Genomic DNA, 15,130 nt, shown 5'->3' with positions numbered 1-15,130 from the left:
AGGATGCAGTCATAGATACTATAAATTTTACTGCCATCATTGCGGTTGCTTTTTTGGGAAGTTTGGGACACTGTATTGGAATGTGCGGTGGATTTATCGTGGCTTACAGCAGTTCGAAAATAGATAGTAAATCCTCAAAAAGTCGGCAATTTATCAGTCATCTCTTTTATAGTTTAGGACGGGTGACGTCGTATGTTTTTATTGGGATGATTTCGGGCTATCTTGGAAGCGTGGTCTCTTTTTCAGAGACATCAACCGGATATTTTCTGTTTCTCGTAGGATTGTTTATGATTTTGATGGGCTTTTCTTTGATGGGACAGATTAAATTCCTCACCTCTTTAGAATCCTCCATCGCGACGAATGCCTTTGTCAAAAAGATTTTCTCGACACTCATTCATTCAAAGAGTATTTTGAGTTTTTATGGCTTGGGTATTCTCAATGGATTTCTTCCTTGCGGACTGGTTTATTTCTTTGCCGTTTCCGCTGCAGCAACGGGCTCTGTTCTTTGGGGTGGGGTCACGATGCTTGTTTTTGGACTCTCTACCATCCCCTCTCTCTTGGGTTTTGGTTTTATCGTGGGTTTTCTCAAAGGAAGTAGTTTTAGAAGCATCATGATACGCATTGCTTCTGTGGTGATTATCTTGTATGGTATATACATGTCCTATCTTGGCTATATGGCCGTCGTCAAAGGCATCTCTCAGTGACACTAGAGCAATATAAAAATGCTATTGAGACGAGTAATATTGTTTCAAAAACAGACCTCAATGGCATGATTACTTTTGTCAATGATGAATTTTGTCGGATTTTTGAATATAGCAGAGAAGAATTAATCGGTAAAAATCATAATATTGTCAGACATCCCGATGTCGATGCTAGCGTTTTTAAAGCATTATGGGATACGATATTAGCCAAAAAAACGTATAAATCTACGGTGAAAAATCTCTCAAAATCGGGTAAAACCATCTATGTCAACACCACGGTCATCCCCATACTTGATAAAAACGGGGCAATCGAAGAATTCATCGCCATTCGCTATGATGTGACGCGTAAAGAAGAGTTGACAAAAGAGTTGCAAAAAAAAGAAAGAGAGTTAGAAAACCTCAATGCGACATTAGAAGAGCGCATTGCCATTCAAACACAAGAATTGCAACTTTTAAATCGTGATTTAGAAAAAAGAGTCGAAGAAGAAGTGTGTAAAAATCGTGAGAAAGATCGGTTGTTATTTCAACAATCACGACTGGCGAGCATGGGTGAGATGATTGGCAATATCGCACATCAATGGCGACAACCTCTCTCTGAACTGAGTATTACGCTTTATAAAACCAAGAAAATATACATGAGTCAAACAGAAAATCTTAGCGATCATGATACGTTTTTGTCGAGCTACAATCATGCAAAAGATGTGATTAAAAAAATGTCCAAAACCATTGAAGATTTTCGGCATTTTTTTAATCCCAATAGAGCGCGAGAACATTTTCTTATTAAAGATGCTGTAGATGAGATGCTTCGGATTATGAAAGAAACGGTACATAAGCACCATTTGCATATCAAAGTGACGTATAAGAAAAATATTTCTATTGATGGATTTATTAGTGAGTTTACTCAGGTTTTGATGAATCTGCTAAATAACTCAAAAGACGCATTTGAAAGTAAACACGTGACGCAAAGAGAGATTGCTTTAGTGATTGACTCAGATGAGCAATCCAACGCGGTGATTACCTATCATGATAATGCCGGGGGCATCAAGGAAGATATTATTGATAAAATCTTTGATCCCTATTTTACGACCAAACATTCGAGTGTCGGAACAGGCTTGGGTCTGTATATGAGTCGAATGATTATAAAAGATAGTATGGACGGAGATATGAGTGTTACCAATAACGACCATGGAGCACAATTCACTATCATCGTACCGCAAAGGAGAAAAAATGAGTGACTTATCAAAAATAACAGTACTGTTTGTCGAAGACGAACAAGATATTCGAGACGCGTTAGAAGGTGCTATAGGAGATGAGTTTCAAAGTTTTATCATGGCACGAGATGGTGAAGAGGGTTTTAAAAAGTTTCAAAAATACAAACCCGATATCGTGGTGACCGATATATTAATGCCCATCAAAGATGGTTTGGAAATGTCAAAAGAAATCAAAAAAATATCCAGAGACACCCCTATTGTGGTTTTAAGTGCCTTTGATGAAAAAGAACGTCTTCTCAAGGCCATTGATATTGGTATTGACAAATATCTTATCAAACCCATTGATGCGGATGAATTGATGAATGTCTTGAACTTTATTGGACAAGATTTACTCTCATTAGATGATACGGTGAGTTTGGGTGGTGATTATAAATTTGATCGAAGCAAAAAAGTTTTAATCAAAGGAGATACTATCATTCCTTTGACGAAAAAAGAGTTACTTTTTATCACAATTTTAGTAAAAAATTTAGGCGTATTTGTCTTGCATGAAGAGATTAAAAAATATGTCTGGATCAACAAAAATGTCAGTGATGCCGCTATCAGGACATTTGTCAAGCGAATTCGGAGCAAAACAAGCAAGGATTTTATTAAAAACGTACCCGGATTGGGGTATCAGATTAATACTTTCATTTAATACAAATTTAATCCTATTAAGCTTTGTTGTATGATATATATATTATAATTCTTATAATTATGTGATATTTTTGTGACATAAAAATTAATTCAGGAGGAATTGATGCAGTCTAGTAATGCTATTCAGTATGACTACACAGTAGCGAAGTACTTCACAATAGCCACTATTGTTTTTGGTATTGTCGGTATGACCGTAGGTGTATTTATAGCTTTTCAATTGTCGTTTCCGGGGCTTAACGACTTGTTCGGAGCATATGGAACATTTGGAAGGTTACGACCGCTACACACAGATTCAGTGATTTTTGGTTTTACACTCAGTGGAATCTGGGCGACTTGGTACTATGTTGGACAAAGAGTTTTGAAAGTCTCTATGGCAGAATCAAAATTTCTAATGTTCGTTGGAAAACTTCATTTTTGGTTGTATTTAATTGGAGTGGCAGCTGTTGTTGTTTCTTTAATTATGGGGATTACAACTTCAAAAGAGTATGCAGAATTTGAATGGCCAATTGATATTGCTATCGTTATAGTATGGGTACTTTGGGGTCTTGGCATTTTTGGTCTTATCGGAATTAGAAGAGAAAAAGTACTCTATATTTCCATTTGGTATTATATCGCGACGTTTCTTGGTGTGGCGATGTTGTATCTTTTTAACAATATGGAAGTACCGACTTACTTTGTAGCCGGTATGGGTAAATGGTATCACTCTGTATCTATGTATGCAGGAAGTAATGATGCGATGGTTCAATGGTGGTATGGACACAATGCGGTTGCATTTGTTTTCACGGTGCCAATTATTGCTATGATTTATTACTTTTTACCAAAAGAATCAGGTCAACCAATTTTCTCTTATAAATTGTCACTATTATCATTTTGGGGCTTGATGTTTGTTTATCTTTGGGCTGGTGGACACCACTTACTTTACTCAACCGTTCCAGATTGGGTTCAAACTATGGGATCAATTTTCTCTATTATTCTCATCCTTCCGTCTTGGGGTAGTGCGATTAATATGCTCTTAACCATGAAAGGTGAGTGGGGACAACTCAAAGAAAATCCACTGATTAAATTTTATGTTTTAGCATCAACATTCTATATGTTAAGTACTCTTGAAGGTCCTATCCAAGCGATTAAATCTGTCAATGCTTTGGCACACTTTACTAACTGGATTCCAGGACATGTTCATGATGGTACTTTGGGATGGGTCGGATTTATGATTATCGGCGCATTGTTCCATATGGCTCCACGAATGTACAAAAAAGAGATTTTTAGTAAAAAAATTGTAGAAGCACAATTTTGGGTTCAAACAACTGGTATTGTTATGTATTTCTCAAGTATGTGGATTGCAGGTATCACACAAGGTATGATGTGGCGAGCAACAGACCAATACGGAAACCTAGCGTACTCCTTTATTGATGCAGTTGAAGTATTGCATCCATATTATACACTAAGAGGTGTGGGTGGCGTATTTTATCTGGTTGGTGTGTTTATGTGGGCTTATAATATGTATAAAACAGCAACTTCAAGCAAAGCAATTGAGAAAGAACCTCAATACGCTTCACCTATGGCATAAGGGGGTATATGATGTTTCATTGGTTAGAAAAAAATCCATTCTTTTTTGCAGTAGGCGTTTTTGTCGTCATTGCGTATGCGGGAATTGTTACCGTATTGCCAGATTTTATGGAAAGTGCGAGACCACTAGTGGGTACCAAACCTTATACAACATTGCAGTTGGCAGGGAGACAAATCTATATCCAAGAGAGTTGTAACGCTTGCCATTCTCAATTGATTCGACCATTTAAATCAGAGACTGACCGATACGGTAAGTACTCTTTAAGTGGAGAATATGCTTATGATCGACCATTTTTGTGGGGAAGTGAAAGAACCGGTCCAGATTTGCACCGTGTTGGTAACTACAGAACAACAGACTGGCATGAAAATCATATGCTAGACCCTGAAAGTGTAGTACCAGGTTCTATCATGCCAAAATATGGTTTTATGTTTAAGAAAAATGCGGATTTAGAGACTGCTTATGCAGAAGCTTATACCGTTAAAAAAGTTTTTGATGTTCCTTACGATCAGCCAAATATGCCAAAACTCGGTACATTTGCTGAAGCTAAAGCAGCTGCTTATAAAGAAGCCGGTGCTATAGTAAAAGATATGAAAAATCAATCCGTGAAAGATGCGTACAAAAATGGGCAAATTAAAGAAATTGTTGCATTGATTGCGTATTTGAATAGCTTAAAATAAGGAATTAGTTGTGGATATGGAACTTGTAAGACTGATACAGGGCTATAGTTATGTTGCTATGATTTTTATTTTAACAATAGGACTCTATGCTTATATCTATCATCTTTACAAATCAGAAAAAGATGGTGTTAAGGATTATGAAAAGTACTCAAACTTAGCACTGCATGATGAGATTGATGATAATCTTGTTGAAAAACAATATCCACAAAATGATCATAAAGTTAAATAGGAGCGTTAAAAATGAATTGGCTGAATGATAATGTAAATGTGTTGACACTGATCGGTGCAGCAGCAATTTTAATTCTTACCATTGGTGTAGCGGGTAAATACATCAAACAGATGAAAACTGACAAAAGTGGTGGAGAATTAACAGGAGACAACTGGGATGGGGTTGGCGAATACAAAAACCCATTACCTATAGGTTGGTCACTATCTTTTATAGGTACGATGATTTGGGCATTATGGTACTTTTTCATGGGGTATCCGTTGGGAACATTTTCTCAAATCGGACAATACAATGAAGAAGTGACACAATACAATCAAAAATTTGAAAGCAAATGGGCCAATCCTGACCATGCCACTTTGATGGGTATGGGCGAGGGCGTATTTTTGGTACAATGTGCACCATGTCACGGGATTACCGGTGATGGTATGAATGGAAAAGCAGCAGACTTGACAAAATTTGGTACTGAACAATTTATTGTGAATGTTGTATTGCACGGTTCTAAAGGTCAAGGGTATCCTCTAGGTGAAATGCCAGCGGGAATGTTGGATGAAAGTAGTGCCAAAGCAGTAGCGGCTTACATCACTCAAGATATATCTAAAACAGGAACAAAACACCCTGAATTAGTAGAAACCGGAAAAGCACTGTTTGCAACGTGTGCAGCATGTCATGGTGCAGATGGAAAAGGTATGGGCGGAAGTGCTCCAGATCTTGCGAATTTCAACAAAGCTGGTTTTGTCGTTAGTATTTTAAATCACGGTAAAAAAGGTGTTATTGGTGAAATGCCGGCTTTCAACGATGGAAGACTCACAAAGGTCCAAAAGATAGCAGTTGGTACCTATGTTGATTCGCTACACGAATAAGGGGATTAAAAATGGAAAATACTAATAGAAATGTTTTTGGACTTAACGGAGTAACCGGAATGCTGATTGCTACTGTTTTATTGCTGAGTATACTAGTGGGTCTTACAGTTATGGGAATTTCTGCACAACAAGAAGTTGCCAATAAACCTTATAAGATCAATAATATCAGTACTTTGAAGGTCAGAGACAAAGATAATATCAAAAACAAAGTGATTGAAAAATAAGGAGATATCATGGCGGAAAATATGGACAAAATCATCACGGTTGGTTTAATCATCATGGCTATCGTATCAGCCTTTGCAGTACTAACCTCTAATCATCTGTATGTGGGCTAGATGAGTAGAACATTTTTCAAGTGCAAAAAGTTTATACTTTTTGCACTTTTTTTATCAACCCTCACACTGCATGCTGAAAAGCTCATCTATAATGACGGAGTGCTTATCCCCAAAACAGAAGCTAAAATGGAACAAATCGGTGATGAGTTACTCTCAAAAACCGGTGTTAGAGCCTATGTTTATGCCACGCAAAATATCAACAATATGGCACTTCATGATTATGAAAAAGAAATTATGAAAAACAAAAAATCACCTTTTGTTGTTTTACTCATTACACTGAAAGACCAAAAGGTAGATATCGTTAATTCTCCAGATTTAGATACAGCCTTTGATAGAGAACAAATTCTATCTCCATACTCTTGGAGCGGCAGTATTATCCCCTTACTCGTAGGGAAAAAGAAAGATGTCAATGTCAATGCTGCGATGTTAAATGGCTATGCCGATTTAACCGAGCAGATAGCCAGCCACAACAATGTCACACTTACTAGCGGAATCGGAAGCACAAATAGAGATATGATCTTTTTTCTACGTATTGCCATCTATCTATTTTTAGCATTCGTGATTGGGCGGTATGTACTGATGAGAATAAAAAAAAGGTAGCACTATCATGAAAGAAAAAAAAGAGAGAAATTTTTGGCCGCATGCCATTATTGGTATTATTTTGACCGTTGTAGTAGCCGGTGCTTTTACTGTAGATCTTGCTTTGAAAAATCCCGTGCAAGAAGAGACTTTGTTTATGGAAAAATATCAAACTGTGGATAAAAATATCCATAAACTCATGGCAGATAAAAGCAAATTTGATAAAGACTTTGATATTATCTATGCCAAGAAAAAGTTTGTTCAAGGGAGCAATACTTTTTTTATTAAAATACAAGATAAAAAAACACATAAATTTATACAAAATGCTGACATAACACTCTTGGTAACACGACCTGAAACCAACGAATTTAATCAAAAAATGAAACCATCAAAGGTAGAAAATGATCAATACATTTTCACCAATATTCAAGTCCAAAGACCAGGTCGTTGGAGGCTTATGACAAATATTAAAGTCGACAATAACTATGATGGATATGATAGTCATGAAGTGTATGCTACTGAGTGACGATATGATTGTGCTATATGGTTGAAATTTACTCTACCAATCGTGCTGTTCGTGAATGCTATGCCTCATATAGCAATCACGATACCCTTTTACCAAAATCCATAACAATCTCGGATTTTGAATCCAAAGCTATTATTCTCAAAGACCGCGTTTTAATCGATGATGATACCAGATTTTTACTCTTGCACGAAGCTGCAAATTTTCAAGATTTTCATAAATTGCAATTTGATACGAATTTACTTGTTTTTTTAAATCACTCCAAATACTTATTTAATTTTTTTGAAGAACTCGCCAATGAATTTGTCAGTATTGATAGTATAAAAGAGTATGACTTGTATGAAGAATTTGCGGGTCATCTAGTGATTTTAGAGCAATTATTGCAAAATTACAAAGCTCTCCTTGATACCCATCACTATGCAGATCGTATCAATTTACAAGGTCTTTATGAACTCAATCGAGATTATATCATGAGCCAAGAGAGCATTCATGTGCGAATTGATGGATTTTTGAGTGGTTATGAATTAGACCTGTTTACTCAATGTGCCGGTTTGATACCAGTAGAGTTGAGTTTTGTGTTAAATCATTACAATACCAAACTCAAACAAAGCATAGAATCATTGGGATTTGAACTTAAACTAGGACATCATTATCGCCTCAACCTTTCCACCAATCAGATTGTGTCTGAAACCCCAGTGAAAGAGGCATCCTCCCCTGTCAATGTGAAGGTGTTTAATACAAGATTATCACAAATCGGTTTTATTTTCTCGCAAATTGATCAATTTGTAAATGAAGGTATTCCTCCTGAAGAGATTGTCGTGGTATTGCCAGATGAGAGTTTTGCTCCATTTTTACAAAAATTTGATAGCATGAGAAATCTGAATTTTGCTATGGGATTTTCGCTCAAACAATCCAAGCTATACAAAAGAATTGAGGCCATAGAATTGTTTATGAACGCAAGAGATGCAGAGGAAAAATTACGCATTAAAAGATTACAAATTCCTGATGAATTGCTGCATCAAATTGAGATGATTTGGCAAAAAAAAGTCAATGCCATGGCGTGTATGGATATCATCAATTCTGTTTGTGCTCTGGATGAAAAAGAGTGTGAAAATGAAAAAATACAAGAGACAATTTTCCGATTTTCTGAATTTTTATCAAAATTAAAGCTTTATAACTTAGAACAAATATTGAAACTTTTCTTAAACAGACTAAGTGCTCAAACAACAGATGATGTGCGAGGGGGTGTCATCACGGTAATGGGTGTGTTGGAAACGCGCGGCAGTCAGTTTAAGGGGGTCATTGTTCCTGATTTTAATGACAATATCGTACCAAAGATAAACAATAAAGATATGTTCCTCAATACGCATATTAGAACCCAACTAAGATTGCCGACTGCAAAAGATCGAGAAAATTTACAACGTTTTTATTACCACCGGCTTTTCTCCACAGCCCAACGTGTTGCGATATCGTGTCTCAAAAATGACAAAGAGATGCCCTCACGATTTTTAGATGAATTGAGTCTAAAATATCATCTTAGTGAGAGTGAATTTGTTGATCACTCAGCGTTATTTAAAAGTGTTGCTGAGAGAGACCCTTGTGTTCATGAGATCAAAGCGTCCTCCTATCTTCTGAGTCAAGCGCCACTTTCTGCTACGAAGTTAAAAACACTTTTGGTTTGTAAGCGTAAATTTTATCATCAATACATCGAACGGCTCAAAGAACCTGAAAATGATTTTACGCAATCTAATGCCAATATTGGGTTACTCTTACACCGTGCATTGGAACATGTCATGATAGATGATAGATCGATTTTAGGGGATGAAAAAAGACTCTATCATGCCATTGAGGCATATCTTCATCATGAAAAATACAACCCTTTAGATCAATTTTCTATTGATATTTGGCTACAACGGCTGAAAAATTTTGTCACCAATGAAGTTGAGCATTATCATGAGGGATATAGAATTTTTAAGATAGAAGAACATTTGAGTGTCAATTTTGAGGGATATACACTCAAAGGGACCATAGACCGCATTGACAAGAAAGATGGAAAACTACACATTATCGATTATAAAAGTGGTGATGTAAAGCGACTGATGCCAAAAAATATGGATTTAGTCGATGACTACCAACTGGAATTTTATTATCTGCTTGCTAGCAGTCTGGGTGATGTTAGCAGTGTCGTTTATTATGATTTGAAAAATGCCAAACGGGTGGATGAAAGCAATTTGGATGCAAAACTTGATAATCTTAAAATAATTTTAAAAGAATATCAAACGCCAATTAGTACCTTTGATATGTGTGAGAAAATCCAAAATTGCCTCTATTGTCCTTACAAAAAATTATGTTTAAGGCAAAATTAAGATGTTAAAAAGTTTAGCACTAGAAGCCAGTGCCGGAAGTGGGAAAACTTTTGCCTTGAGTGTGCGCTATATTTCATTGATGTACTTAGGAATCAACCCCAATAAAATCTTAACATTAACCTTTACAAATAAAGCCACCCTAGAGATGAAAGTTAAGATTTTTGAGTGTCTCAAAACACTAGAACACTCCAGCGAACTTCATGAAATTGTCAAATTGACGGGATTGACAAAAGAGAAAATTTTAGAAATGCAACCGAAAATTTTGAAACTTTTTTTAAACAGCGATCTCAAAATCTCGACGATAGACTCTTTTTTTGCTTCCATATTGAGAAAATTTTCATTTAATATTGGATTGATGCCAGATTTTTCGATAGAAGAAGAGTTTGCGAGTGATGTATTGATGGAACGTTTTCTACAAATCTGTAAAAAATCAAGCCTGTATCACTCTTTGGTCGTTTTTGCCCAAAAAGAAAATAAAAGCTTGACTGATATTTTTAAACTATTTCAAGTCGTCTATGAGCGAGAGTCTGAATTGGACTTAGAGCGCTATGCTAAAGGGATTCAATTACAAGCCCTACGAAGTGAAAAGATATTGTCGCTATTAGAGCAGATACAAGAAGCTTTTGCGCGCAATGGCTTAGGAGAGAAAACATTGCAAAGCCTTCAGGTCTCTAGTGTTGATGAGCTCTTAAGTAAGGGATTTGTTGGTAAAGCTGATTTTGAATATTGGCATTATAAAAAATATGCAGATGCCACTATCAATGCTTTGCATCATGAGCTAAAACATGAATTAGCACAATACGTACAACAGAAAGAGCATTATGTCATCAAAGAGATTTCAAAATACTATAGCGCATTTAAAAAGGCCATTTATGAAGAAGCCAAAAAAAGTGGAAAATTAAGCTTTTTAGATTTAACGTATCGGCTGTATCAATTGTTGCATCAAGAGATTTCTAAAGATTTTCTATACTTTAGGATGGATGGTAATTTTACGCATTTGTTGATTGACGAATTTCAAGATACGAGTATCGTGCAATATAAAATATTAGAACCTTTTATGCAAGAAGTCGCAGCAGGAAAGGGCGCTTATGAGGATCGTTCGCTCTTTATCGTAGGGGATATTAAACAATCAATCTATCGCTTTAGAGGAGGCTCTAAGGAGCTGTTTTTGTATGCGGCAGAACAGTTGCATTTGAGTCGAGATATCTTAGAGACCAATTATCGCAGTGCGCATCAGGTGGTTCATTTTGTTAATGCTACCTTTGCCGAGAAAATTAAAGATTACAAGGCACAAAAAATCAATCCGGCAAATCCCGTGGGATATGTCAAAGTGGATTTGGGTGATGATATTGAAGCGCAAGTGATTGCAAATTTACAATTTTTGATGGATCATGATATTTCGCAAGATGATATTGCTATTTTATGTTTTACCAATAAAGAGGCATTAATCTTAAAAGAGTTAATACAGCAACAAATCCCCGGTACCAAAGTGACAATGGAAGCCAAACAAAAATTAATCGATGTCCCTATCATCAGCGGCATTATTGATTTTATTTTTTATTTGTATTTTCGTGAGCCTATATATCTTAGAAACTTTGAAGCTGCGTGTGCAAAAAAGGTCGATAGCTCTAAAATGGCCTATTTTAATCTTGATGGCGATGTTTTTGAGCTGATTTGCGATATTATTGAAGCGTTTGAAATTTTTTCAAAAGAAGAAGATTTACTCTATTTTATTGAAATTAGTAAAAAATTCCGTGATATTGAAGATTTTATATTTAATCATGATACGATTTCACAAGCGTCACTGTCGAAAAGTACACAGGGTATTCGGGTCTTGACGATACACAAATCAAAAGGCTTAGAGTTTCATAGTGTTGTGATTGCTGACCGCATCAAAAAACCTAAAAGTTCGTCTCATACTTTATTATTTGATTATGAAGGCATCCAATTAAAAAATCTCTATTTGCGAATCAAAGGGCGAGAAAATGTGGATTTAGATTATGCACGAGCCAAAGAGCAAGAAAAAAATGCAGCCACAGAAGATCTCATCAATGCCCAATATGTCGCACTCACACGTGCCAAAAACAATCTCATCGTATGTGCTAAGAAAAAAGATTCAGCATTTGAAAATTTGGATTTACTCCAACAGGAAGTTGGTGACATTTTCGCGTCCGTGCCAAAAGAGACATCCCCTAGCAAAAAAGAGACCAAACCCATCTCTCCTTCGCGATATGGCTCTCAAAAACAAGAAAAAACCGAAAAATCAGAAGTGTACCGTGGCGATATTCATGCTATTGATTTTGGCTTAGGGCTTCATTATATGTTGGAGATTCTTGGTGGATTTGATGAGCGCGCTTTGCCTGAGGCTTTTGCATCGTTGAAAAATCGCTATGGATTTATCTTAAAAGAAAACATGTTGCAAGATATTTATAATCGTGTGCAGATGCTATTGCAAGATGAAACCTTTAGGACTTTGGTACACGAAGGGACCTGTTATAAAGAGCAACCACTCTACTATCAAGGAGAGCGCAAGCAATTGGATCTTTTAGTTGAAAAAGATGGTGAAATTATCGTCATTGATTACAAAACCTCACGCATCGTTCAAGAGGCGCATAGGAACCAAGTAAAGCACTATCAAAAAGCACTGCAGAGCATATATAATAAAAAATGTCGGGCTTATTTGTGCTACTTGAGAGAAACGGGGTGTGAATTAGTGGAAATAGCTGAAAAATAGCTGAAATTAAGCTATATCAAAGTTTTAATTGACTACAATCACAGTTCAAAATAATTTTGGCAAAGGTAAAAAGATGAAAGCAACAATTGCTATTAAGCCAAACGAAGTAAAACGCGATTGGATAATCGTAGATGCAGAAGGTAAAAAATTCGGTAGAATTTTAACTGAAGTAGCAACACTTTTAAGAGGCAAACATAAACCTTATTTTACTCCAAATGTTGATTGTGGTGACTATGTCGTCATTATCAATGCAGAGAAAGTTGAGTTTAGTGGAAATAAATTGGATACCAAACAGTATCACAGACACACTGGGTATTTTGGTGGAGTAAGAAGTGACAAGCTTAATGACTTGCTAAAAAATAATCCTGCAAAATTGTATAAATTAGCAGTTAGAGGGATGTTGCCTAAATCAAATCTTGCAAAAGATATGATCAAAAAACTAAAAGTTTATGCTGGTAGTGAGCATCCTCACACCGCTCAAATTAGTCAGGGAGAGGGAAAATAGATGGCAAAAGTATATGCAACAGGCAAAAGAAAAACAGCAATTGCCAAAGTTTGGGTAGCTCCTGGCAGCGGTAACATTATTGTTAATGGTATTGATTTCGAAGCATGGCTCGGCGGCTTAGAAACCATCAAAAAAAGAGTAAGACAACCTTTAGAGCTAACAAAACAAATCGATAGAGTAGATATTAAAGCGACTGCATTTGGTGGTGGATATTCTGCCCAAGCAGATGCATTGCGACACGGTATCTCTAAAGCATTGGCTTCTATGGACGCGGACAACAGAGCAATTTTGAAACCTTATGGATTATTGACTCGCGATTCAAGAATCGTTGAGAGAAAGAAATTTGGTAGAAGAAAAGCGAGAAGAAGTCCACAATTCTCTAAAAGATAATTTTTTGAGACACCTTGTCTCTTTGAAAATCTTAGTAATAGAATATTGGAAGAGGGGATTGTCCTCTCTTCTTTTTTAACCTCCATGCAAAAAATCCTCATCAGTGCTTGTTTATTGGGTGAAAATGTCAAATACGATGGTACCAATAATGATATACGCGAGCATGCTTTTATTCAAAAAATGTTAAAACTCAATCTTCTCGTTCCCGTGTGTCCTGAAACATTGGGTGGTTTACCGACTCCCAGAGTCCCTGTGGAGATTAAAGAGCATCGGGCTATCAACAAAGAGGGTATTGATAAGAGTGATGCCTTTGAATTGGGCGCAACGCTAGCGTGCAATATCGCACAAGAACACGCCGTGTGTATGGCCATACTCAAGAGCAAAAGCCCCTCATGTGGCTCTGGATATATTTATGATGGTAATTTTACAAAAACGCTGGTACCCGGAGATGGCATCGGTGCGCGTAAAATCAAAGAAAAAGGCATCCGAGTCTTTAATGAAAAACAACTGGATGCGGCTGAAGCGTTTTGGGAGACTTTAGACAAACTTTGATTCAGGCAACGCATGGACGCGTGTCAATATTTTATTGAACATGATGGTGATTTGTTCGGTCGTGTGGATGAGATCATCTAAATAAGCCTTGACTTTGTCTTTGCTCATCGAATCAATCTTTTTCCCAAACAAAAAACTTTTTTTGGCATTTTTTAAATAAACATTAGAAATTTTGTTATACTCTTCACACCATTGAGAGTGAAGTGATTCTAACTCATCATAAAAAATCGTACCAGTGATATTTTTCGTGGCTTCAATATTTTCATAAATCCATTTTCCGACCAAGGATTTTTCCTTATTGAGAATAACCGGAGTATATCCAGAAAAATTTTTTGCCTCGTTATATTTCATGGTAGACATGTGTGTGTTGTAACTGCGTTGCGTTCTTTCTAAAAAATTAATACATTCTTGTTTCGTCACGGGGATACCTTAAAATAAAAATATAAGTAAATATTGGATATAAATTGTATCATAATTTATATTATTTATAGAAAAGGAGAAAATTTTATGAAACGACCTGATGCGATTGATGAAGAAATTGTCTTAGATCCCTCAAAATATATTGTAAGCAAAACGGATCCTAAGGGGATTATTGAGTATGCCAATGACTACTTTGTGGAGATTAGTGGCTATGGGCGCGAAGAGTTGATTGGTACCCCTCATAATATCTTGAGACATCCAGATATGCCACGTATTGTTTTTAAGATGATGTGGGATCGCATCAAAAAATCTGAAAATATCACTGCCCTGGTTAAAAATTTAGCTAAAAATGGAAAATATTATTGGGTGGTGACAGAGTTTGAAACGAAAAAAGATAAAAGAACGCGTAAGATTATCAGTTATACCGCCTTTAGAAAAGCGGCTCCGAGAGATGCAATAGAAAAAATCATACCCATTTACAAGAAGTTAATAGCACTTGAAAAAATCGGCGGTATGGAGGCTAGCGAGAAATTTTTGGTTGAGTTTTTAAAAGAAAATAACACGACTTATGATGAGTATATTGATAATATAGTACAAAACAAAGGGCTTTTTAAAATGTTCTTTGCCGCGATGAGAAAACTCTTTAAATAAGAGAAAAATCATCTAATTTACTATTTATTTATAATAGGTTAATGTCACATTTAATCTATAAGCTTATAATTCTCCTACCAAGACGCAACCCTCCTTTTTATAGAACGAATATATTTTTAGAATGCACGTCCGAGTTGCCC

17 protein-coding genes are annotated in these 15,130 nt (G+C 36.2%); 16 read left to right on the top strand and 1 reads right to left on the bottom strand.

The genetic code is table 11. The features are described 5' to 3' along the window. The first annotated feature begins 11 nt into the window (after window positions 1–11). The 15 genes from SFB89_RS10360 (at window position 12) to SFB89_RS10290 (ending at window position 13,919) form a co-directional block, all read left to right on the top strand. The gene (locus SFB89_RS10360) at window positions 12–704 is read left to right on the top strand and encodes a sulfite exporter TauE/SafE family protein (RefSeq protein WP_331776081.1); all 693 of its coding nucleotides are present in this window, start codon (window positions 12–14) and stop codon (window positions 702–704) included. Beyond that, complete coding sequence (locus SFB89_RS10355) at window positions 701–1,936, top strand: PAS domain-containing sensor histidine kinase (protein ID WP_331774614.1); 1,236 nt, start codon at window positions 701–703, stop codon at window positions 1,934–1,936. Before SFB89_RS10360 ends, SFB89_RS10355 begins: the two co-directional genes overlap by 4 nt. Next, window positions 1,929–2,606 carry a response regulator transcription factor gene (locus SFB89_RS10350; RefSeq protein ID WP_331774613.1) on the top strand — a complete coding sequence of 226 codons (678 nt, stop codon included), beginning with the start codon at window positions 1,929–1,931 and terminating at the stop codon, window positions 2,604–2,606. Before SFB89_RS10355 ends, SFB89_RS10350 begins: the two co-directional genes overlap by 8 nt. 102 nt (window positions 2,607–2,708) lie before the next feature. Next, window positions 2,709–4,172: a cytochrome-c oxidase, cbb3-type subunit I gene (ccoN, locus tag SFB89_RS10345; protein ID WP_331774612.1), complete on the top strand. Its 1,464-nt coding sequence runs from the start codon at window positions 2,709–2,711 to the stop codon at window positions 4,170–4,172. A gap of 11 nt (window positions 4,173–4,183) precedes the next feature. Further along, entirely contained in the window at window positions 4,184–4,849 is a 666-nt protein-coding gene (gene ccoO / locus SFB89_RS10340) for a cytochrome-c oxidase, cbb3-type subunit II (protein ID WP_331774611.1), read from the top strand. Window positions 4,850–4,865: 16 nt separating this feature from the next. Further along, window positions 4,866–5,078 carry a cytochrome c oxidase, cbb3-type, CcoQ subunit gene (locus SFB89_RS10335; RefSeq protein WP_331776080.1) on the top strand — a complete coding sequence of 71 codons (213 nt, stop codon included), beginning with the start codon at window positions 4,866–4,868 and terminating at the stop codon, window positions 5,076–5,078. Window positions 5,079–5,089: 11 nt separating this feature from the next. Continuing rightward, entirely contained in the window at window positions 5,090–5,935 is an 846-nt protein-coding gene (locus SFB89_RS10330) for a cbb3-type cytochrome c oxidase N-terminal domain-containing protein (protein WP_331774610.1), read from the top strand. 11 nt (window positions 5,936–5,946) lie between these two features. After that, entirely contained in the window at window positions 5,947–6,159 is a 213-nt protein-coding gene (locus SFB89_RS10325) for a DUF4006 family protein (protein WP_331774609.1), read from the top strand. Between the two features lie 111 nt (window positions 6,160–6,270). Next, entirely contained in the window at window positions 6,271–6,870 is a 600-nt protein-coding gene (locus SFB89_RS10320) for a TPM domain-containing protein (RefSeq protein ID WP_331774608.1), read from the top strand. A gap of 7 nt (window positions 6,871–6,877) precedes the next feature. Beyond that, on the top strand, window positions 6,878–7,375 hold the full coding sequence (locus SFB89_RS10315; protein ID WP_331774607.1) for a FixH family protein: 498 nt from the start codon (window positions 6,878–6,880) through the stop codon (window positions 7,373–7,375). Between the two features lie 17 nt (window positions 7,376–7,392). Continuing rightward, on the top strand, window positions 7,393–9,738 hold the full coding sequence (locus SFB89_RS10310; protein WP_331774606.1) for a PD-(D/E)XK nuclease family protein: 2,346 nt from the start codon (window positions 7,393–7,395) through the stop codon (window positions 9,736–9,738). A gap of 1 nt (window position 9,739) precedes the next feature. Further along, window positions 9,740–12,472, top strand: a complete 2,733-nt coding sequence (locus SFB89_RS10305) for a RecB-like helicase (protein WP_331774605.1) — start codon at window positions 9,740–9,742, stop codon at window positions 12,470–12,472. 73 nt (window positions 12,473–12,545) lie between these two features. Further along, window positions 12,546–12,977, top strand: coding sequence for a 50S ribosomal protein L13 (gene rplM / locus SFB89_RS10300; RefSeq protein ID WP_331774604.1), 432 nt, complete (start codon window positions 12,546–12,548; stop codon window positions 12,975–12,977). Next, window positions 12,978–13,367: a 30S ribosomal protein S9 gene (gene rpsI, locus SFB89_RS10295; protein ID WP_331774603.1), complete on the top strand. Its 390-nt coding sequence runs from the start codon at window positions 12,978–12,980 to the stop codon at window positions 13,365–13,367. It abuts the gene before it with no gap. A 45-nt stretch (window positions 13,368–13,412) separates the two neighbouring features. Then, complete coding sequence (locus tag SFB89_RS10290; RefSeq protein WP_331774602.1) at window positions 13,413–13,919, top strand: DUF523 domain-containing protein; 507 nt, start codon at window positions 13,413–13,415, stop codon at window positions 13,917–13,919. Here SFB89_RS10290 and SFB89_RS10285 read toward each other — a convergent pair. Beyond that, window positions 13,905–14,339, bottom strand: coding sequence for a hypothetical protein (locus SFB89_RS10285; protein WP_331774601.1), 435 nt, complete (start codon window positions 14,337–14,339; stop codon window positions 13,905–13,907). The two genes, SFB89_RS10290 and SFB89_RS10285, sit on opposite strands and share 15 nt — an antisense overlap. A gap of 87 nt (window positions 14,340–14,426) precedes the next feature. On the opposite strand from SFB89_RS10285, the gene SFB89_RS10280 reads away from it, so the two are divergent. Continuing rightward, window positions 14,427–14,990 (top strand): PAS domain-containing protein, encoded by a 564-nt coding sequence (locus SFB89_RS10280; RefSeq protein WP_331774600.1) that lies wholly within the window; start codon window positions 14,427–14,429, stop codon window positions 14,988–14,990. Window positions 14,991–15,130 lie beyond the last annotated feature (140 nt).

It is taken from the genome of Sulfurospirillum sp. 1612 (assembly GCF_036556685.1).
In the GTDB taxonomy this organism is placed as follows: domain Bacteria; phylum Campylobacterota; class Campylobacteria; order Campylobacterales; family Sulfurospirillaceae; genus JAADIZ01.
Note: the sequence above shows the minus strand (reverse complement) of the source record. Positions and strands in the feature narration are given on the sequence as shown.